This is a genomic window from Thermoflavimicrobium dichotomicum, from assembly GCF_900114055.1.
Classification (GTDB): domain Bacteria; phylum Bacillota; class Bacilli; order Thermoactinomycetales; family Thermoactinomycetaceae; genus Thermoflavimicrobium; species Thermoflavimicrobium dichotomicum.
Genome location: NZ_FORR01000002.1, coordinates 130,725 through 149,625, shown reverse-complemented (window position 1 = coordinate 149,625; position 18,901 = coordinate 130,725). Strand labels below are relative to the sequence as shown.

18 protein-coding genes are annotated in these 18,901 nt (G+C 42.5%); 11 read left to right on the top strand and 7 right to left on the bottom strand.

The features are described 5' to 3' along the window. Positions 1–151 precede the first annotated feature (151 nt). The 3 genes from BMZ78_RS03160 to BMZ78_RS03150 all read left to right on the top strand — a co-directional run bounded on the left by BMZ78_RS03160 (position 152) and on the right by BMZ78_RS03150 (position 2,834). Positions 152–514, top strand: coding sequence for a YlbF family regulator (locus tag BMZ78_RS03160; RefSeq protein ID WP_093227937.1), 363 nt, complete (start codon positions 152–154; stop codon positions 512–514). A 14-nt stretch (positions 515–528) separates the two neighbouring features. Then, the gene (locus BMZ78_RS03155) at positions 529–1,224 is read left to right on the top strand and encodes a metal-dependent hydrolase (protein WP_093227936.1); all 696 of its coding nucleotides are present in this window, start codon (positions 529–531) and stop codon (positions 1,222–1,224) included. A gap of 296 nt (positions 1,225–1,520) precedes the next feature. Further along, positions 1,521–2,834 carry a DRTGG domain-containing protein gene (locus BMZ78_RS03150; protein ID WP_093227934.1) on the top strand — a complete coding sequence of 438 codons (1,314 nt, stop codon included), beginning with the start codon at positions 1,521–1,523 and terminating at the stop codon, positions 2,832–2,834. Between the two features lie 93 nt (positions 2,835–2,927). Here the strand turns inward: BMZ78_RS03150 and fosB are convergent, their stop codons facing one another. The 5 genes from fosB to BMZ78_RS03125 form a co-directional block, all read right to left on the bottom strand. Then, positions 2,928–3,341, bottom strand: coding sequence for a metallothiol transferase FosB (gene fosB / locus BMZ78_RS03145; protein WP_093227933.1), 414 nt, complete (start codon positions 3,339–3,341; stop codon positions 2,928–2,930). 150 nt (positions 3,342–3,491) lie between these two features. Then, entirely contained in the window at positions 3,492–3,794 is a 303-nt protein-coding gene (locus BMZ78_RS03140) for a YtpI family protein (RefSeq protein ID WP_093227931.1), read from the bottom strand. Positions 3,795–3,899: 105 nt separating this feature from the next. Then, positions 3,900–4,106 carry a YtzJ family protein gene (locus BMZ78_RS03135; protein WP_093227930.1) on the bottom strand — a complete coding sequence of 69 codons (207 nt, stop codon included), beginning with the start codon at positions 4,104–4,106 and terminating at the stop codon, positions 3,900–3,902. A 237-nt stretch (positions 4,107–4,343) separates the two neighbouring features. Then, entirely contained in the window at positions 4,344–4,883 is a 540-nt protein-coding gene (locus tag BMZ78_RS03130; protein WP_093227928.1) for a sporulation membrane protein YtrI, read from the bottom strand. Between the two features lies 1 nt (position 4,884). After that, on the bottom strand, positions 4,885–5,214 hold the full coding sequence (locus BMZ78_RS03125; RefSeq protein WP_093227927.1) for a YtrH family sporulation protein: 330 nt from the start codon (positions 5,212–5,214) through the stop codon (positions 4,885–4,887). 154 nt (positions 5,215–5,368) lie between these two features. Here BMZ78_RS03125 and BMZ78_RS03120 point away from each other — a divergent pair, with 154 nt between their 5' ends. From BMZ78_RS03120 to BMZ78_RS03110, 3 genes are all read left to right on the top strand, one after another. Next, a complete protein-coding gene (locus BMZ78_RS03120; protein ID WP_093227925.1) occupies positions 5,369–8,806 on the top strand; it encodes a DNA polymerase III subunit alpha in 3,438 nt (1,145 codons plus the stop codon). 52 nt (positions 8,807–8,858) lie between these two features. Continuing rightward, positions 8,859–9,380, top strand: a complete 522-nt coding sequence (locus tag BMZ78_RS03115; protein WP_093227924.1) for a phosphatidylglycerophosphatase A family protein — start codon at positions 8,859–8,861, stop codon at positions 9,378–9,380. 119 nt (positions 9,381–9,499) lie between these two features. Further along, a complete protein-coding gene (locus BMZ78_RS03110) occupies positions 9,500–9,922 on the top strand; it encodes a hypothetical protein (protein WP_093227922.1) in 423 nt (140 codons plus the stop codon). Positions 9,923–9,929: 7 nt separating this feature from the next. Here the strand turns inward: BMZ78_RS03110 and BMZ78_RS03105 are convergent, their stop codons facing one another. Together BMZ78_RS03105 and BMZ78_RS03100 are read right to left on the bottom strand one after the other, a co-directional pair. Further along, positions 9,930–11,003 (bottom strand): golvesin C-terminal-like domain-containing protein, encoded by a 1,074-nt coding sequence (locus BMZ78_RS03105; RefSeq protein ID WP_093227921.1) that lies wholly within the window; start codon positions 11,001–11,003, stop codon positions 9,930–9,932. 55 nt (positions 11,004–11,058) lie between these two features. Next, positions 11,059–11,469, bottom strand: coding sequence for a hypothetical protein (locus tag BMZ78_RS03100; protein ID WP_093227919.1), 411 nt, complete (start codon positions 11,467–11,469; stop codon positions 11,059–11,061). A 575-nt stretch (positions 11,470–12,044) separates the two neighbouring features. Between BMZ78_RS03100 and ystJ the strand changes: the two genes are divergently transcribed. From ystJ to pyk, 5 genes are all read left to right on the top strand, one after another. Then, entirely contained in the window at positions 12,045–13,283 is a 1,239-nt protein-coding gene (gene ystJ / locus BMZ78_RS03095) for an NADP-dependent malic enzyme (RefSeq protein ID WP_425263906.1), read from the top strand. Positions 13,284–14,184: 901 nt separating this feature from the next. Beyond that, entirely contained in the window at positions 14,185–15,027 is an 843-nt protein-coding gene (gene accD, locus BMZ78_RS03090) for an acetyl-CoA carboxylase, carboxyltransferase subunit beta (RefSeq protein ID WP_093227916.1), read from the top strand. A 20-nt stretch (positions 15,028–15,047) separates the two neighbouring features. Then, positions 15,048–16,025 carry an acetyl-CoA carboxylase carboxyltransferase subunit alpha gene (locus BMZ78_RS03085; RefSeq protein WP_093227915.1) on the top strand — a complete coding sequence of 326 codons (978 nt, stop codon included), beginning with the start codon at positions 15,048–15,050 and terminating at the stop codon, positions 16,023–16,025. Between the two features lie 83 nt (positions 16,026–16,108). After that, positions 16,109–17,065 (top strand): 6-phosphofructokinase, encoded by a 957-nt coding sequence (gene pfkA / locus BMZ78_RS03080; protein ID WP_093227913.1) that lies wholly within the window; start codon positions 16,109–16,111, stop codon positions 17,063–17,065. Positions 17,066–17,080: 15 nt separating this feature from the next. After that, positions 17,081–18,835: a pyruvate kinase gene (pyk, locus tag BMZ78_RS03075; protein WP_093227912.1), complete on the top strand. Its 1,755-nt coding sequence runs from the start codon at positions 17,081–17,083 to the stop codon at positions 18,833–18,835. Positions 18,836–18,901: the final 66 nt, after the last annotated feature.

Here is an 18,901-nt window from a genome sequence, read left to right as displayed (position 1 = left end):
TGGGTGATAAAAAACAGGCTTGCCCAAACTACGGTATTTGCCTGATGAAATCCATCACCTTGATCAAATGGCAGGCAGGACATCGTCAAAATCTGAAAAAGTGTGATATAAAATAATTGAGCAATATACGGAGGAGGAGTTGAGAAGTTCTATGCAAAATCCTTATGATTTTGCACATAGCTTGGCACGTAGCATTCGCCGATCCGACGTATACAAAGAGTTGCAAGAAGCTCAACAGGAAGTGGAAAATAATCCAAAGTTTAAAGAGATGCTCATCAATTTCCGTAAATTGCAAATGGAAGTACAATCGCTGATTATGCAAGGAAAAGAGCCAACCCCGGAGAAAAAAGAACATATGGAAAAACTGACGATGGCAGTACAGGGTGTTCCGGCAATTATGAAATATTTACAGGCTGAAGAGCGTTTTGGTATTTTTATGAATGATATTCAAAAAATTATTTTGGAGCCTGCAAACGATCTCTTTAAAAAATGGGAGACCAAGGCTGAAAAATAAGGAGGCTACCTACGATGAAAATTACCTTTTTGGGACATGCTTGTGTACTGATTGAACACGAATCCCACCGTTTGATCATTGATCCGTTCCTTAGTGGAAATCCTGCAGCGAAACTTTCGCCCGAAGAAGTAAAAGTCGATTATGTTCTGGTCACCCATGGTCATGGAGACCATCTGGGAGATACGGTCACGATTGCCAAAAACAATCAGGCTACGGTCATTGCCAACTTCGAACTGGCAACATGGTTAGGATGGCAAGGTGTCCAGGCTCATGCCATGCACATTGGTGGTAGCTATGCCTTCGATTTTGGGCGTGTAAAATTAACTCCTGCATTCCATGGTACTGGTCTTACCATTGAGGAAGGGGACAAAAAAGAAATCATCTATTTGGGGATGCCAACAGGAATTCTACTCACCCTGGGAGACAAAACCATTTATCATGCAGGAGATACCGCACTTTTCTCGGATATGAAGTTAATTGGCATGAGAAAACCCGTTGATTTAGCCTTTTTACCCATCGGAGACAACTTTACCATGGGACCAGAGGATGCATTACTCGCAGCTGAATGGGTAAATGCGAAACAAGTGGTTCCCATCCATTACAACACGTTCCCATTGATTCAACAGGATGCCCATCAATTTGTCCAGGAGCTGGAGAAAAAGGGGATCAAAGGAATTGTGATGGAAGCGGGAAATAGCATCACTCTGTAATTGGACAAGGAAATTCCTGCCGAATTCTCCTTTGAACTATATCCGACTTTTGGTAAAGCAATAGCATAGGGGAAAGATATAAGATTCCTTTGCTCTGATCGTACATGAATACTTGCCAGGCAGAAGATATAAAAATGTAAAGCGTTTGTAATTATACTGTAATGTAAATAATCTAAAATAAGATCAGGATGAAAACCCCCTTTGGTAGAGACGGCCCCGGAAACCGTCTCTTTTTTTATGTCCTTCTTTCTTGATATAATACAGCTTAAGAGCCGATAAGGGAGAAGGTGACCGGTTTGACTACCAAACATGAACAGATTATTAAATATATTGAAAACTTGGAAGTGGGACATAAAATTTCTGTCCGTCAAATTGCAAAGGAATTAAATGTGAGTGATGGAACCGCTTATCGCGCGATTAAAGATGCTGAAGCACAAGGCTTGGTCAATACGATTGAACGCGTAGGAACGGTACGGATTGAAAAAAAACAGCGTTCAGATATCGAGCGCCTCACCTTTGCTGAAGTAGTCAATATTGTCGATGGCAATGTGTTGGGAGGAAAAGCCGGGCTGCATAAAACGTTGAATCGCTTTGTCATCGGTGCAATGAAACTGGAAGCGATGATGCGCTATGTCGAGCCCGGCAATCTGTTGATTGTGGGAAATCGGGATAATGTCCATCGCATCTCTTTGGAACGTGGCGCGGCTGTTCTCATCACGGGCGGCTTCGATGCAACCGAAAAGGTAAAGCAACTGGCAGATCAATTGGAACTACCTGTGATTTCCAGCAGTTATGATACCTTTACTGTGGCGTCCATGATTAACCGTGCCATCTATGACCGATTAATCAAGAAAGAGATTTTGCTTGTGGAAGATATGCTTTATACCAAGCAAGAGCTCATCTATTTGCATGAGCATGATCGCGTTGCCCGTTTCCATGAAAAGGTAAAAGAAACAGGGCACAGCCGTTATCCGGTGGTTGATGACTCCAAACGGGTGGTTGGTATTGTCACGGCCAAAGACGTGATGGGGTATACGGCTGATGACCTCATCGAAAAAGCGATGACGAAAAATCCCATCGTGGTAACACCCAAAACATCACTGGCATCTGCCGCTCACGAAATGGTTTGGGAAGGAATTGAAATGCTGCCAGTAGTGAATGAACAAAAACGTTTGATTGGTGTCATTAGCCGCCAGGATGTCATTAAGTCCCTGCAATATATGCAAAAACAACCACAAGTGGGCGAAACGATTCAGGATCTCAGCTTTCGTGGCTTTGAGGAAATCAGTGACCGGCAAGGGAATATCATGTTTCGCGGCCAGGTCACTCCACAAATGACGGATTCACTTGGAACGCTGAGTACCGGTGTATTAACTTCGATCATCACAGAAACTTCCCTTCGTGTTTTGCGTCGCCTCCGCCGTGGCGATATGTCTGTGCAAAACTTTAGCTTGTATACACTGAAACCGGTACAGCTGGAAAGTACAATTGAAATCGCTCCCAAAATCCTTGATCTTGGCCGCAAGCAGGCCAAGCTGGATATCGAGGTCATGCATGAAGGCCAGGTCGTGGCCAAAGCGTTGATGACTGCCCATACCATCGAGCGTTAATAGAAAAGACCATTGACTGGGAAAAGTCAGTGGTCTTTTTTGTGTAGAGTAGATCTAAATATCAGCTTGCTGAAAAAGCTTCCGTAATATGCCTTAAGTATAAAACTCCATGTCCTTTTTCGTATCTTTGTAATACTGAATCCGGTCTTCACGTGTTCCTGTATGCACTTCAAACTTGTGCCCATCTGGGTCAGTAAAGTAAATCGACTGTTTTTCACGATCATCCCGTTTGCGGCCTTCCAGGATGGGGACACCATATTTTTGAAGTTTTTCTTCCCAGAGTGGGATTTCTTCATCGGTAACCGTAAAAGCAATGTGAGTATAAGAGTGATGGATTTCATTACGGGGGATCTCTTTTTGCACATTTAATGCCAACCAAAGTCCATCCAGATCAAAGTAGGCGGTTTTTTCGCCTTTGACTAGCAACTTGGCTCCCAGTACCTGTTCATAAAAGCGGATGGACTTGTCGAGATCGGAAACGGAGAAGGTAATATGATTGATTCGCATCCGATTCGCCCTTTCTATTTGAATCAAGTAATAGACAAGTGAAGAAAAAAGAAAACCTGCGGCCGATGGATAGAGGGAATCATCGAAGCAGTCAGTAAGAGTCTGCATCGGCTTCGATGAAAGAAAAGGCTACGGCTACAGGTTCATCCTTTAACTTGTTTCCTGGTTGTTTTCTTGACTTAACAATCGTTTGTTTTTGATGCCATAGTACAGATTGATCATCCCCAAGAGGAAGATCAGCGAAATGAGAACAAGGCGCCATGCTCGGTAATCAGGAGCGAGTAGGAGCAGGATGGCAATAGAGATAAAGAGAATTCCCATATAAATATTCATCCAGGCTTGATTGAGCTGGCGCTTGATGCTGACGGATTTGCGTTTCATGATGCTATGATAGATGGTACCAAAAGTGCTTAGAATAAACAGAGTGATAATGATGATGAGAACCAGATTCATAATAAAGCCTCCTATGCAATTACGATCAACAGGCTAAATATGTATAGGAATAAATGATAGATAGCGCCTTCATCTTGAAGATGAGGCGCTGAAATAGCATGATCATTAGTAAGTGTGTTCCTCACAGTTTGACGCTTCAGGGATAAACCAACATCCAAGCGGGGTACGGTCAATGTGAACCGTCATGTCCAAAGAAGAAAGCTCTTTTTCAATGTAGCCAGCGACTTCTTCGGTTTCAGCATAAACTGAATAACCTTTTTTAAGTTCTTCCAGCTTTTCTCTTGCCAATTGTTTACGACTAATGATCATCATTAGTTCCCCCTTCCGTTGGTTTATTTTTGGGTGTAAGACTTAAAACACCTGAAGTGTTAAAATACAGTATACCACAAAATCAAGATTCAGTTCATCCCTGTTGATCGAAGCATAGGTTTGTGAAAGTGAAAACATTCACGACTTCCTTTACAAAGAAAAAGCCCTTTTGAAGAACCAACATATTAGCGATGTTTGAATTGATAAATTAAATATACCATAAAATGAATATTTTTTCATCTATTTTTGATAATTTGTCAAATCTTCACCAGTATTTTCTTCTGCCTTTACCCATATTTTTAATGTTTCATTATAAAAGGATAAGTATTTGACGTGCACTTGTACTTTTTGGGTCTGTTCGGCATCAATGGGAATCGGTTTTTTTTGTAAAACGGATTCAACGAGTTCAGGATTGTTGCTAATGAGTTGCATGGACTTGTCCAAAAAGGGTTCCAGCATGGCTTCGACTTGAGCTTTAATCATTTCAGCACCAAAACGATATGTGCTGTCTACTTCCACGATGATTTTTTTGATGGTTTCCTCTCGATTGGGAGATGGTATTCTGTGCTGTGAAAGTTTGGCTAACTCTTGTTCCAGTTTGCGAATCTGTTTGTATTTTTGGTTGTTTGCGTAGTATATCGCATCTCGTTCCAAGTATAAGCTGTCCAGCTTTTGGCTATACAAAAAAAGAAAACTCGCCGAACCGACAATATTTCCAATTAGAAATAAAATGATTGAGCGACCGTGTTTTTTTATATTTGAAAGTGATTTTTTTACCATTTTATATCTCACCTTGGAAAAACCAACGAATGAACAGCACTCCGATATGAGCTCCGATAAATGAACTCACGATAAAAGCAAGCTGCTGTCCAGCCTGGCCGAGTTGTCCACCTAACACATTGACTTCGATCGCTCGAATGGTATCAAAGGTCCCTCCCAATGCGGCTACCATTGCCCAAATCTTCAGCTGTTCAGCAAGGCGAAGCATGCGTTCTGTTGGATAGTCATTGGTCAAAAAGGCCCCAAGTCCTCCCAGGGCTACACCACCAAGTACCACTCCTAACGCGATAAAAAAGTCCAGAATCGTTGTTTGCCAGAATTGTTGTTCCATTCCACAAAACCTACCTTTTTGTACGATTTAGTTCATAGTTATGAGGGACTTGCTGGTAATATGTGGATGAGATAGTGGAGAAGATGTGTTCGTATGCTTGTTCATTTCATGATAAGATAGTAAAAAGAGTGAATGAATAGGTTGGGTGATCAAGATGAATAAGGACTTTGTTCATCTTCATGTGCATACCGAATACAGTTTGTTAGATGGTGCGGCGCGGATTGGAGAATTGGTGAAAAAAGCAAAAGAGCAAGGAATGAAGGCTTTGGCGATTTCGGATCATGGAGCCATGTATGGAGTGGTTCCTTTTTATAAGGCGTGCAAACAGGAAGGTATTCATCCGATTATTGGCTGTGAGGTATATGTGACCAACGGTGATTATCGGGAGAAACCAAAGCGGAGTGAGCAAAAGATTTACCATTTGCTCTTATTGGCTGAAACGAATGAGGGATACCGCAATTTGATCAAATTGACAACGGAAGCGCATCTGCATGGCTTTCATTATAAGCCACGTGTTGACAAAACGTTATTGCGCAAATATTCAAAGGGGATCATTGCGACAAGCTCCTGTCTGGCTGGAGAGATCCCACAGGCGATTTTGGCCGGAAAAATGGAGCTTGCCAAACAGTTGGTATGGGAGTATCTCGATATTTTTGGGAGAGATCATTTCTTTTTTGAACTGCAAGATCACCAAATGAGAGAACAACAAAGAGTCAATCGCCAACTGATCGCTTGGTCGAAGGAGATGGGCATTCCACTGATTGCGACCAATGATGTTCACTACCTGGATCAGGATGATCATCAGGTGCATGACTGTCTATTATGCATTGGGACAGGAGCGAAATTGGCAGATGAAGAACGTCTTCGTTTTCCATCGGATCAGTTTTATCTGAAATCCCCTCAGGAGATGGCCCAGCTTTTTTCATATGTACCCGAAGCTTTGCATCATACAGTAGAGATCGCAAAGCGATGTCAGGTAAGCATTCCACTGGGAGGAAGATTGTTGCCGAAATATCCCGTTCCAGAAGGTTGGACGGCCAAAGACTATCTCCATGCCAAATGTTTGGAAGGGGCAAAGGATCGGTATGGAACGTTAACCAAGGAAATCGAGGAACGATTGTACTATGAACTTGCCATCATTGATGCGATGGGCTTTAACGATTATTTTCTGGTCGTATGGGATTTTGTGAAATTTGCACATGAAAGAGGAATTGCAGTCGGACCTGGACGTGGTTCTGCTGCGGGCAGTCTTGTTTCATACGTACTCAAGATTACAGATGTCGATCCCATTCGTTACAACCTGTTGTTTGAGCGTTTTTTGAATCCAGAACGGGTTACCATGCCGGATATTGATATTGATTTTAACTATGAACGCCGTGATGAAGTCATTCGTTATGTAAAAGAGAAATATGGAGATGATCGAGTTGCTCAGATTATCACTTTTGGAACCATGGCCCCGCGCGCTGCTGTACGTGATGTAGGGAGGGTTATGGGGCTGCCTTATCAACAAGTGGATCAAGTGGCCAAAATGATTCCAGCCAGTCCGGGAATGACTCTCGAACGGGCTTATGAGGCAGAGCCGCGGTTAAAGCAATTACACCAGCATCCACAGCTGGCGACATTGCTTGATCATGTAGCCAAGGTAGAGGGAATGCCACGTCACGCATCTACTCATGCGGCAGGTGTTGTCATATCGCAGACGCCGCTTACGGATCATGTGCCATTACAGGAGGGAATCGATGGCATTCCACTGACGCAATATCCCATGGAAGTACTGGAAGATATCGGGTTATTAAAAGTGGATTTTCTTGGTTTACGCAATCTGACTGTGATTGAACGGGCGATTCAGCTGATCAAAAAACAGACAGGAAAGACTGTTTCATTTAAGGCTTCCAATTATGATGACCCTGCTACTTATGAGCTCCTGTCCAGCGGTGAAACCACTGGTGTATTTCAAATGGAGTCAGCGGGAATGCGCAAAGTGTTACGGGAACTGAAACCATCCACTTTTGAGGATATTATTGCCGTACTTGCGTTGTATCGTCCAGGTCCCATGGAGCAAATTCCGCGCTTTATCCGGGCCAAGCATGGTTTGGAAAAAGTAGAGTACCCTCATCCTGATCTGGAGGAAATTCTCAAAAATACCTATGGCATTATTGTCTATCAAGAGCAGATTATGCAAATTGCTGCCAAAATGGCTGGATTTAGCCTGGGGCAAGCCGATATTTTACGTCGAGCCGTGAGTAAAAAGAAGCGGGAGCTGTTGGATGAACAAAAAAACGCCTTTATTCATGGCTGTATCCAAAATGGCTATGATCAGGAAACTGGGGAAAAAGTGTATGAGTTAATTCTGCGTTTTGCCAATTATGGCTTTAACCGCAGTCATTCAGCTGCATATGGCGTTTTGGCATATCAAACCGCCTATTTGAAAGCGAATTATCCTCTTGCTTTTATGGCAGCACTGTTAACGACGGTGGTAGGTAACCAAAACAAGATGACAGAGTATATTCACGAAGCCAAACGAATGGGAATCCAGGTTCTGCCGCCAGATATCCACACGAGCGATGAAACATTTACCATTGAAAAACAGGCGATTCGTTTTGGGTTGGGTGCGATCAAAAATGTAGGCTCATTGGCGATTCAGTCTATACTAGAGGCGAGAAAACAAGGGGCTTTTCGTGATTTGATTGACTTTTGCCGGCGTGTCAATTTGCGGGTGTGCAATCGCCGGGTATTGGAATCGCTCATCCAATGTGGGGCGATGGACTGTTTACCCGGACATCGGGCACAAAAATTGGCGATGTTGGATGAAATCATGGAAATAAGCTGGATGTTTGAGCGTAGAAAATCCGATGATCAACTGAGCCTATTTCGTGAAGAGATGGAAGAGAGCGCGAATTTGCAACATCGTTATGACAATATCAAGCCCTATACACACAAGGAAATACTGGCTTTTGAAAAAGAATTGCTAGGACTCTATCTATCTGGCCATCCACTGGACGCTTATCAGGCGGTTATACGTAACAGAAGAACGCATCTGATCAGTGAACTGGCTCATGAACGTGACCAACAAACCGTTACCATTGCAGGTGTCATTACCCATTGTCGGCAGGTGCAGACAAAAAAAGGAGAGCTTATGGCCTTCCTGGAAGTGGAAGATGAGGTTGGAACCGTGGAAGTGGTAGTGTTTCCACGCGTATTTACGTTGGCACGAATGTTTTTGTCTGAGGATCAACCATTGTTGGTTACAGGGGTAGTTCAATTGCACGAAAATGGAGTCAAAATCATTGCAGAAACGTGTCAGGACTTAAAGACCATCACGAAAGAAGCTCCAGTCGCAAACAAATGGCAGGTTTACATTCGTATCTCCAAACAACATGAGCAAACTCACACCCTCGAAGAATTAAAACAAATTCTCTTATCCCATCGAGGTCAGGCTCCTGTGTTTTTGTACTATGAAAGTAAGAAAAGGTTATTGGAGCTTCCAATGCAAAAGTATGGAATTTCACCATCTCAGGAATGTATTCGTCAAATTGAGGAACTCTTAGGATATCAAGCTGTTCACTTGAAAAAGATTTGTCAACAAGTATAAAAACATCGCATATGATGGGATATTATCGACTTTAGAATAGAGGGTGACACATTTGTTTTACCAGCATGTGGTGCAGTGTTTGGAAAATCGTGGGGTAAAAATTGAAGAGATTGCCCGGTTGGTCTATGAGCTCCAAGCTCCTTACATTTCTGAGCTGGAGATGGAAGAGTGTATAGAGAGCGTGCAATCGGTCTTAAAGAAACGAGAAGTTCAGCATGCGATTATTACAGGCATTTCATTGGATCAATTGGCTGAGCAACGATTGTTGCCTGAACCATTGCAGACCATTATGGAAGTGGATGAACCATTGTATGGCGTAGATGAAATTTTAACGCTAAGTATCATCCATGTATACGGCTCGATTGGATTAACCAGCTTCGGCTATTTGGATAAAGATAAACAAGGCATCTTGAGGAAACTCAATAATCATGACAAGCAAATCCACGTGTTTCTCGATGATTTGGTAGCAGGTGTGGCTGCTGCTGCCTCTGCTCGTATTGCCCATGATTACCCCGATGTGGAAAGATATTTTACGGATCGTGCACGAGATCAACAGGGTTCCTTCATGAACTGAACAGCGATGAAATACAATGCAATAGATCTGTCATACAATTATCCCAGCCGTCTATTTTTAAAAGGCTGGGATAATTGTATGATAAAAGTATGTTGTTTTGAAATAGTCTGGAGGGATCTATGGGGAAGGTAGTTATTGGGGCAAAAATCACGGGTTGGGTGGGGATGACCGCTTTTCTTCTGTTGGTATGTGGTTTGTGGCTCGAAACTATCTTCAGCGTCGTGATGGGACTGGTCTTTGTACGTTTTACGATCTTTGTATTCAGACGTTCTTTTTCTGTTCAGTTAGCAAGCATTTTGCTCATCATAGCGAATATGGCAGCCATTTGGTGGGGAGTCCGATTGTCCCTGGAGTACAATAATCTCGCAATCATAAAGAGTAAAGGGTTTTACACCTATTTGGCGGGTTCTTTTCATGGATTCTTTTCAGAGGAAGGTCTTTGGTTTACGCTGGTAACGGGTGCCATCACCTTTTTAGAACGACTGATGATCGATGTGCATTACAGTCGGAAAAAGCTGGCGATCTTCAGAAGATTACACTAGCAAATGATTACACTTCCTCTTCATCATCTGAAGAGACTGGTTCCAGTTTTATGGCATCCGCTATGACTGGACCATTGGCGTTGTTGGATAGAATGATTTTGTTTAAACCAAATGCAAATTCATATGAGCCGATCTCCACCCATGTACCCCCATTTTCCCGTTGGTTCACCTCTTTGGTTACAGCCCCATTTTTTGTGTAAATGGTATAAGGTGCATTGGTTGCCTGACCGATTTCATCTGGATACCAAACGAAAACACGGTATGTTCCTGATACAGGCAAGCGGAAATTCCAGACAAATTGATGACTTCCTTTTCCTTCCGAACTATATTCATAACCATCGTTATATTTGGATGACTTCTGTGCCTGGGTATTCCACTGACCGATGCGGACGTTTTTAGTGGATCGGTTATCGACGATGATCTGCTTGGGGGTTAATTTTTTTGCCGTTTGTCGGCGAAGCTCAGGAAGATGAGCTTTCAGATCCTGACCGGGGCAGCTAGTAGAAGTACGGGGTAGCAGGCCGTGGCCAGTCAGTGTCGGAATATTGGGATCGACTTTGGGTACATTGGCGTCTTGATAGGAATGATGACGAATATAATCTCTGGTTGCTAGCGGATCAATCTGGTTCAGGCTGGCTACATAAGCAAGGAGATTGACCAGCGGCTTTTTCATGTGTTTGGGCAGCTTGGCCTCGTCGTAGTTTCCCATCATTGATACGCCGAAAGTGTGATAATTAAAGGAATAAACATGTGCACCAACGACTCCATTGGTTAAAATTTCCCCATCTTTCCCATGGCGTCCCTCGTAAATCTTTCCATCACTGCCAATGATGGCATTATACCCAATATCACCCCATCCACGTGTAACTGTATGAAAAAAGTAAATGGAGCGAATGCGAGCAGCAGGATCCGGGTCGTTATTGGGGCCAGCGGTATGATGAACAATCATATGGGTAGGCGCTTTATAGTCACCGTTTGATTTCGTAGAGGGAAAAGTTGCAAGGGAAATCCGCTTCTGATTCCCTTGATAGGCGACCTGTTTCCCCTCTTCTGAGTTAATGAGGGTAAGAGTGAAATCCATAATCTCTGGTTGCTCATGTGACTGGCCATGAAACAAGATCTGATACTGAATATATTTACCACGCAGTCCGAGAAGGAGCTCGCCAAATATGCGCTTGTTGGGGGCATTCTCTTTTTTTTGAAATTCGTCGACTTGAACCGTTTCCCATTTTGTCCAGGTTTGTTGGTCTTTGGAAGCGCGGATTTGTACTTGGATGGCTGTATTTATACTTGTTCCACTTTGTTAGCCAGTGAGCACCCACATCGGTAAAAGAAATCCTGGAAGAAAGGATGGGAGATGTGTAAATCGCTTTTTCTTTTGGATCACGAATGGTTAGCTTTGCTTGTTCTGCTTGTTGTTTGATCAGGATGTTCTGGTTACTGCCTTTAAAGTCCGAAACCGTGCGGTGGCGAATCTCGTCATGCAATATTTTGATGGCTTTAGGCTTGGCCCAAGCTTCTGGGAACATGGGAAACGAAAAGATCATGAGAATCTCTCTCACTTTACTTTTGATTGAGTGGCTGGGGCATCGAAACAAAACGGCATTTTCACACATGTTGGTCGATCTTTATATGTCTAATATTTTCTAATATTCATTTTATTACAACACCTTTATGAAATCAACATGAATTATTATGCAATATTTATCAAATAGTATGTTTATTTTGATGCTTAAATGTGATATATTTATTCTTACATATAGAAAATGGGTAAATTGAATAATCATACATCTCTAGTTATCACTCTTTTAAAAAATATTTGACTAATACTGCTCAGTATTCCTTTGCTTTTTAAGTAAAATTTAATCAGATTAATTTAAGTTTTATATTTAAAAAGGAGGTGATTATCATGAAATGTAGTAGTAAAGAATCAATAATTCCGTATATTCTATACTGATCCCTCTCTATCTACAATTCACATATATTTCTAAAAATTCGACATTTATCAAAATGAGATAATATAAAAAGATATGTATAAAATGGCAACGAGCTTATTTTATTCCAGTGACTGTTCTGCTATAATGTTGGTCAATAGCTGGAAGTAGAAAAAGGAGCGATGAAATTGGCGAACTTGCGTGAACAAGCTTTGCATATACATCGAGCGCATCGCGGAAAGTTGTCCGTTCAATCCAAAGTACCTGTAGATAATGCACATGATTTGAGTTTAGCTTATTCTCCAGGAGTAGCCGAACCGTGTCGTGAAATCTATAATCGCCCAGAATCTGTTTATGAATATACCATCAAGGGGAATTTGGTAGCTGTTATTTCAGATGGAACAGCTGTACTGGGACTTGGGAATATTGGTCCGCACGCTGCTATGCCTGTGATGGAAGGAAAAGCGGTTTTGTTCAAGGCTTTTGCTGGGGTTGATGCCTTTCCGCTCTGCCTGGATACGACAGATGTAGACAAAATTGTAGAAACGATCAAATTGTTATCGCCAACGTTTGGCGGAATCAATTTGGAGGATATTGCAGCTCCCAACTGTTTTATCATAGAAGAGCGCTTGAAACAGGAATTGGATATCCCCGTTTTCCATGATGACCAGCATGGGACGGCGATTGTTACACTGGCGGGACTGATCAATGCGTTAAAAGTAGTAAACAAAAAAATGGATCAAATCCGTGTGGTGTTGAATGGAGCTGGTGCTGCTGGAATTGCGATTGTAAAACTGTTACTTCGTTTAGGTGTACAAGATATCATTATGTGTGACAGTCGGGGAACCATTTATGAAGGACGTCCTTATGGCATGAATGCGGTGAAAGAAGAGATTGCGAAATTTACCAACCGTGATCGTATTGAAGGGGACTTGGCCAAGGCGATAAAGGGAGCCGATGTATTTATTGGAGTATCAGTGGCAGGAGCAGTAACGAAAGAAATGGTTCGCTCCATGAATCGTGATCCGATTATCTTTGCGATGGCCAATCCCGTTCCGGAAATTATGCCTGAAGAAGCATATGCAGCTGGAGCAAAAGTTGTGGGCACAGGGCGCTCAGATTTTCCAAACCAGGTAAACAATGTATTGGCTTTCCCTGGAATTTTCCGTGGAGCCTTGGATGTTCAAGCACATAAAATCAATGAGGAAATGAAAGTGGCGGCAGCTTATGCGATTGCGAGCCTCATTAGCGAAAGAGAACTTCGGCCTGATTATGTCATTCCGGCTCCATTTGATCCGAGAGTGGCGCCAACTGTGGCGAAAGCAGTGGCAACAACGGCTATGGAGACAGGAGAAGCAGGCATTCATGTAGATCCGAATGAAATCTATGAAAAAACATTGCGTCTGACAAGAACGGCTGTCGGGTAATCAAGAAGGAGGCTTTTTCCCCATCCTTTCAGCAAAGCTGTTGACAAGTGAAGGGATTTCTTTTCCAGTTGCATGACTTTTGAATATAAAAGACAAAAGGACAAGCCGGAAAAGAAAGATCCATAAAGAAAGAATCATTGTCAACAAGCTATCCAAACATGAAAGGGGAAAAAGCCTCCTAACCATTTTTCTTAAATTTACCTTTTTTAAAAATATAATTCTATGAATTGTAGATAATGCCTTTTTTACGATAAAATAAGAATGGATCATAAAAGTGAGTGTAAAATTTAAAAAAATTAAAGAGAGATCATTCCTTTCTTGTCAGTGAGAAGTTGCTCCTGGTTGATGAATGACGGATCATTGGATATAATGCGCTTTATTACTGTAAGCAAAATGGAATAAAGTAGAAAACTGTTGATCAGGAAAGACCTGTTCACTTGTCCGACAATTGAAAATGGTATAAACTAATTCTAGCTCCTCTTTATATCGTAAAAAGTTTTGATGAGGCATCCTGTTTCATGAATGCATGAAGCTCGGGTACTAAGGGATGAGGCAATTATTTTCCAATAAAATTTGTTGTCTTTTCTTTTGAGAATGTGGTCAAGATTTGTCACTTTTACAGATGATGGGAAACCGCAAAATTTGTTTTTGGCTGATGAAAATGTGGAAGAAAATGTTTGATTGAGTTTCTATCCAAAAGAAGTTTGGAGTTTTCTTCAAAACACTATGTGCTTATTTTTGTACCCTTAATTTTGAAAGTTAAACGCTTTTTTACAGGATAAACCTACCACTTTTCTTTTCGTCTAAAGCTGGACTATGATGGCGAGAGAATGATGCAACCTGTTTTCGTTGGTGACAAGAATACTAATAAGGAAAGTTTCACTCAGATGAGGTGTTACACTTGTTTAAGGAGTTATTTCGCAAACAGCGTAAATATGCAACCATTCCGTCTGAACAGGCAAAAAAAGAGATCCCAGAGGGTATTATGCAGAAATGCCCGAGCTGTGGAACCATTTTGATTGCGAAGGAATTAGAGAAGAACTTAAAAGTATGTAAGTCATGTGGTTATCATTTTCCTATGTCTGCTCCAGAAAGAATTGGTTCGATTGTAGATGTGGGGCGTTTTTTTGAGTATGATGCAGAGTTGTTGTCTGAAGATCCTCTTTCTTTTCCAGACTATACGAAAAAGCTGAAGCAGGATCAGGAAAAGACAAAGCTCAATGAAGCTGTTGTTACAGGTGAAGGAACGATTGGTGGATACCCTGCGGTGATCGGTGTAATGGACTCTCGGTTCCGTATGGGAAGTATGGGTTCCGTTGTAGGCGAGAAAATTGCTCGGGCTGCAGAAAGAGCGACAACGAAGCGTTATCCATTTATCTTGTTCTGTGCTTCAGGAGGGGCACGGATGCAAGAGGGTGTGTTATCGCTGATGCAAATGGCGAAAACCAGTGCAGCCCTCGAGAAAATGAACCGGGAAAAGGTTTTGTTTGTATCCGTTTTGACGAATCCGACTACAGGTGGAGTTTCGGCGAGCTTTGCTTCACTGGGTGATATTAATATCGCTGAACCAGGTGCGTTGATTGGGTTTGCAGGTAGGCGTGTAATTGAACAGACTGTAAGGCAAAAACTACCTGATGATTTCCAAACAGCAGAGTTTTTGTTAAAGCATGGTCAGCTGGATATGGTTGTTTCACGTCTCGAATTGCGTGATACGTTAATCAAAATTTTGGAGTTCCACGCATAAGGGAGGATTTAAGAGAACTCATGACAAATGGTTATTTACCTTTTGAGAAACCGCTTATAGAGTTAAGAGATAAAATTGTGGAGCTAAAAAAATTTACCGAAGAAAAAGCCATTGATTTAAGTGAAGAGATTGCTACCCTGGAAAAAAAAGCGGAGAAGTTAGAGAAGGAAATTTATGGCAATCTCACTACCTGGCAAAAGGTCCAAATCGCTCGTCATACGAGCCGACCGACTACCCTTTTTTATATTCGCTCGATTTTTACCGATTTTATGGAAATGCATGGGGATCGCTTGTATGGGGATGATCCAGCGATTATTGGAGGAATTGCCAAGTTAGATGGGCGTCCGGTTACTGTGATCGGCCATGAGCGGGGGACTGATACCAAAGACAAGATTGCCCGTAACTTTGGCTTGCCACATCCAGAAGGTTACCGGAAAGCGTTGCGTTTAATGCAACAGGCAAATAAATTTGGACGTCCGATTATTACCTTTATAGACACGCAAGGAGCTTATCCTGGAATTGAAGCAGAGGAACGTGGACAAAGTGAAGCAATTGCTCGAAACTTGAGAGAGATGGCTGGATTTTCCGTACCGATCATTTGTGTTGTGACAGGTGAAGGTGGAAGTGGAGGTGCACTCGGAATCGGTGTGGGCAATCGATTACTGATGCTTGAACATGCCTATTACTCAGTGATTTCTCCAGAAGGTGCTGCTGCGATCTTATGGAGAGATGCAAGTAAAGCGCAGCAAGCAGCAGAAGCCCTCAAAATTACTTCCGCCGATTTGAAATCCTTGGGCGTCATCGACGAAATAGTCCCTGAGCCTAAAGGAGGAGCACATCGGAATCCAGATCAGCAAGCTGCCTATATCAAGAAGGCCATTGTCAAACACCTGAACTCGTTGCTAAAGTTGACGCCTGAAGAGTTAGTAGAAGATCGCTATCAGAAATATGCTCGAATTGGAAGGTATTTGGAGCCAGCATCGAAAGGAAGCCGCTAGTCGGTTTCTCTTTTTTACTATTCGTTGGTCGTTTTTTGTCCCTGTGGGACAGGATATTTTAGTATCAAGGAGTTGATTTGACAATGAAGCGGATTGGTGTACTAACAAGTGGTGGAGATGCACCTGGCATGAATGCGGCGATTCGGGCCATCGTACGTAGTGGGATTTATTATGGTTTGGAAGTATATGGTGTATACAGGGGTTATAGTGGGCTTATTCAGGGAGATATAAAACCTCTTTCATTGCGTGCGGTAGGAGATATTATTCATCGAGGTGGCACGATTTTGTATAGTGCACGCAGTGATGAATTTCGTACTGAAGAAGGGCAAAAAAAGGCAGTCGATCAGTTGAAGAAGCATCAAATTGATGGTTTGATTACGATCGGTGGGGATGGAACATTTCGTGGAGCAAGACAATTGGCAAGGTTAGGAGTTCCAACGATTGGAGTACCAGGAACGATTGATAATGATATTGCCGGAACCGATTTTACGATCGGTTTTGATACAGCGATCAATACAGTTTTGGACTCATTGGATAAAATTCGGGATTCTGCATCTTCTCATGAGCGGATCTTTGTGGTAGAAGTAATGGGTAGAGATGCAGGAGATATCGCTTTATGGGCAGGTTTGGCCGGTGGAGCAGAATCAATTATCATCCCTGAATCTCCTATGCAATTGGATGAATTGGTTACTAGGTTGGAACAAAGTATAGCGCGTGGGAAAAAACATAGTATTATCCTGGTGGCTGAAGGTGTAGGTAGTGCCGTTGATATTGCCAGGGAGTTGAAAGAAAGAGGTTTGGATACCAGACTGACGGTGTTAGGGCATGTTCAACGCGGAGGAAAGCCTACCGCTTTTGATCGTGTGCTTGCAAGTCGTATGGGTGCAAAAGCTGTTGAATGTTTAATGCAAGGAAAGTCGGGGCAAATGATTGCGATTCGCAATAATGAGGTGATTAGTGTAGACTTTGAAAAGGCATTGCAGCAAAAACATGAGCCAATTATGTCACTCTATGATTTGTCTAAAATACTGTCGATTTAAAGGGGCGGATACAACATGGTACGGAAAACAAAAATCGTTTGCACTATCGGCCCAGCCAGTGAACAAATTGATGTACTACGCAAATTAATCGCCAGCGGGATGAATGTTGCCCGTTTAAATTTTTCACATGGTACGCATGAGGAACATGCAAAACGGATTCAACATATTCGCCAAGCAGCAAAAGAAGAAGGGAAAACCGTGGCGATCTTATTGGATACAAAAGGTCCAGAGATCCGCACAGGGGATTTGAGTGTTCCACAAGTCGAATTGCTGGCCGGATCCAAGTTTATCTTGACAACGGAACCGGTTCTAGGTGATGAAAAGCGTGTATCTGTTTCCTATGAAGGCCTAGCGGAAGATGTGAAGCCGGGATCAAAAATTTTAATTGATGATGGTTTAATTGGTTTAACTGTCGATAAAGTCGAAGGGACAGAAATTTACTGTACCGTCGAAAATGGTGGAGTTCTGAAAAGTAGAAAAGGGGTTAATCTTCCAGGGATAAAAGTAAATCTGCCCAGTATCACACAAAAAGATGCAGATGACATTTTATTTGGCATTGAGCACCAGGTCGATTTTATTGCCGCTTCTTTTGTCCGAAAACCTGAAGATGTGTTGGAGATTCGTCGCATTTTAGAAGAGAATGGAGCAGATATTCATATTATCGCAAAAATAGAAAATCAAGAAGGGGTCCATAATCTGGATGCCATTTTGGAAGTGTCAGATGGTCTGATGATTGCTCGGGGAGATTTAGGGGTAGAAATTGCTGCCGAAGAGGTTCCGTTGGTTCAAAAAGAAGCGATTCGCAAGTGTAATCGATTGGGTAAGCCTGTTATTACCGCGACACAGATGCTGGATTCAATGCAAAAGAATCCACGGCCTACAAGGGCAGAAGCCAGCGATGTGGCGAATGCCATATTTGATGGAAGCGATGCGATTATGCTTTCAGGAGAAACAGCTGCAGGTAAGTATCCAGTAGAATCGGTGCAAATGATGGCTCGGATTGCTGAACGAACAGAAGCTGCCTTGGAGTATAAAGAGCGGTTTTATTCAGGAACGAGAGAATTTCATCCGGGAATTACCGAATCCATTAGTCAGGCAGTTGTACATACTGCAACCCATTTGGATTGTGCGGCGATTATTACCGCTACAGAAAGTGGTTATACGGCACGGATGGTATCGAAATATCGTCCAAAAGCACCGATTATTGCTGTTACACCCAATGATGCGGTGATGAGAAAATTGTCATTGGTTTGGGGAGTTCATGCTGTTCTCGGACCTAGCTGTGAAACAACAGACGATATGTTCAAGACAGCAATTGCTGCTTCATTGACAACAAAGTATGTGAGCCAGGGCGACTTGGTTGTCATTACAGCAGGAGTGCCCGTAGGACAACCTGGTACGACGAATTTGATGAAAGTGCATGTCATCGGTGGAGTATTGGCTCAGGGACAGGGTATTGGAAAGCAAGTGGTCTATGGGAAAGTAGTGATCGGAGAAACCGCTGAAGAGATTCGCAAACAGATGGTAGATGGAGCCATTATAGTGACTCGCTCGACCGATAAAGATATGATGGATTCTTTTGTGCGAGCTGGAGCCGTTATTACAGAGGAAGGTGGGTTGACTTCTCATGCGGCAGTAGTGGGAGTCAGTTTGGGAATTCCTGTGGTGGTTGGTGTTCAGGATGCAATGAATCTCTTGAAAAATGAAACGGAAATTACAGTAGATGCAGAGCGAGGACACATTTATTCGGGACGAGCCAATGTATTGTAAATGGAAAAAGCGCTGGCTATAAATCCAGCGCTTTTATATGACCTGTTCATGGTAAATTATGAATAT

Coding starts and splice junctions, on each gene's coding strand:
- BMZ78_RS03160 (WP_093227937.1), top strand. CDS start 152: ATGCAAAATCCTTATGATTTTGCACATAGCTTGGCACGTAGCATTCGC.
- BMZ78_RS03155 (WP_093227936.1), top strand. CDS start 529: ATGAAAATTACCTTTTTGGGACATGCTTGTGTACTGATTGAACACGAA.
- fosB (WP_093227933.1), bottom strand. CDS start 3,341: ATGCGAATCAATCATATTACCTTCTCCGTTTCCGATCTCGACAAGTCC.
- BMZ78_RS03140 (WP_093227931.1), bottom strand. CDS start 3,794: ATGAATCTGGTTCTCATCATCATTATCACTCTGTTTATTCTAAGCACT.
- BMZ78_RS03135 (WP_093227930.1), bottom strand. CDS start 4,106: ATGATGATCATTAGTCGTAAACAATTGGCAAGAGAAAAGCTGGAAGAA.
- BMZ78_RS03130 (WP_093227928.1), bottom strand. CDS start 4,883: ATGGTAAAAAAATCACTTTCAAATATAAAAAAACACGGTCGCTCAATC.
- BMZ78_RS03125 (WP_093227927.1), bottom strand. CDS start 5,214: ATGGAACAACAATTCTGGCAAACAACGATTCTGGACTTTTTTATCGCG.
- BMZ78_RS03120 (WP_093227925.1), top strand. CDS start 5,369: ATGAATAAGGACTTTGTTCATCTTCATGTGCATACCGAATACAGTTTG.
- BMZ78_RS03110 (WP_093227922.1), top strand. CDS start 9,500: ATGGGGAAGGTAGTTATTGGGGCAAAAATCACGGGTTGGGTGGGGATG.
- BMZ78_RS03105 (WP_093227921.1), bottom strand. CDS start 11,003: ATGGATTTCACTCTTACCCTCATTAACTCAGAAGAGGGGAAACAGGTC.
- BMZ78_RS03100 (WP_093227919.1), bottom strand. CDS start 11,469: ATGATCTTTTCGTTTCCCATGTTCCCAGAAGCTTGGGCCAAGCCTAAA.
- BMZ78_RS03085 (WP_093227915.1), top strand. CDS start 15,048: ATGACAAATGGTTATTTACCTTTTGAGAAACCGCTTATAGAGTTAAGA.
- pfkA (WP_093227913.1), top strand. CDS start 16,109: ATGAAGCGGATTGGTGTACTAACAAGTGGTGGAGATGCACCTGGCATG.
- pyk (WP_093227912.1), top strand. CDS start 17,081: ATGGTACGGAAAACAAAAATCGTTTGCACTATCGGCCCAGCCAGTGAA.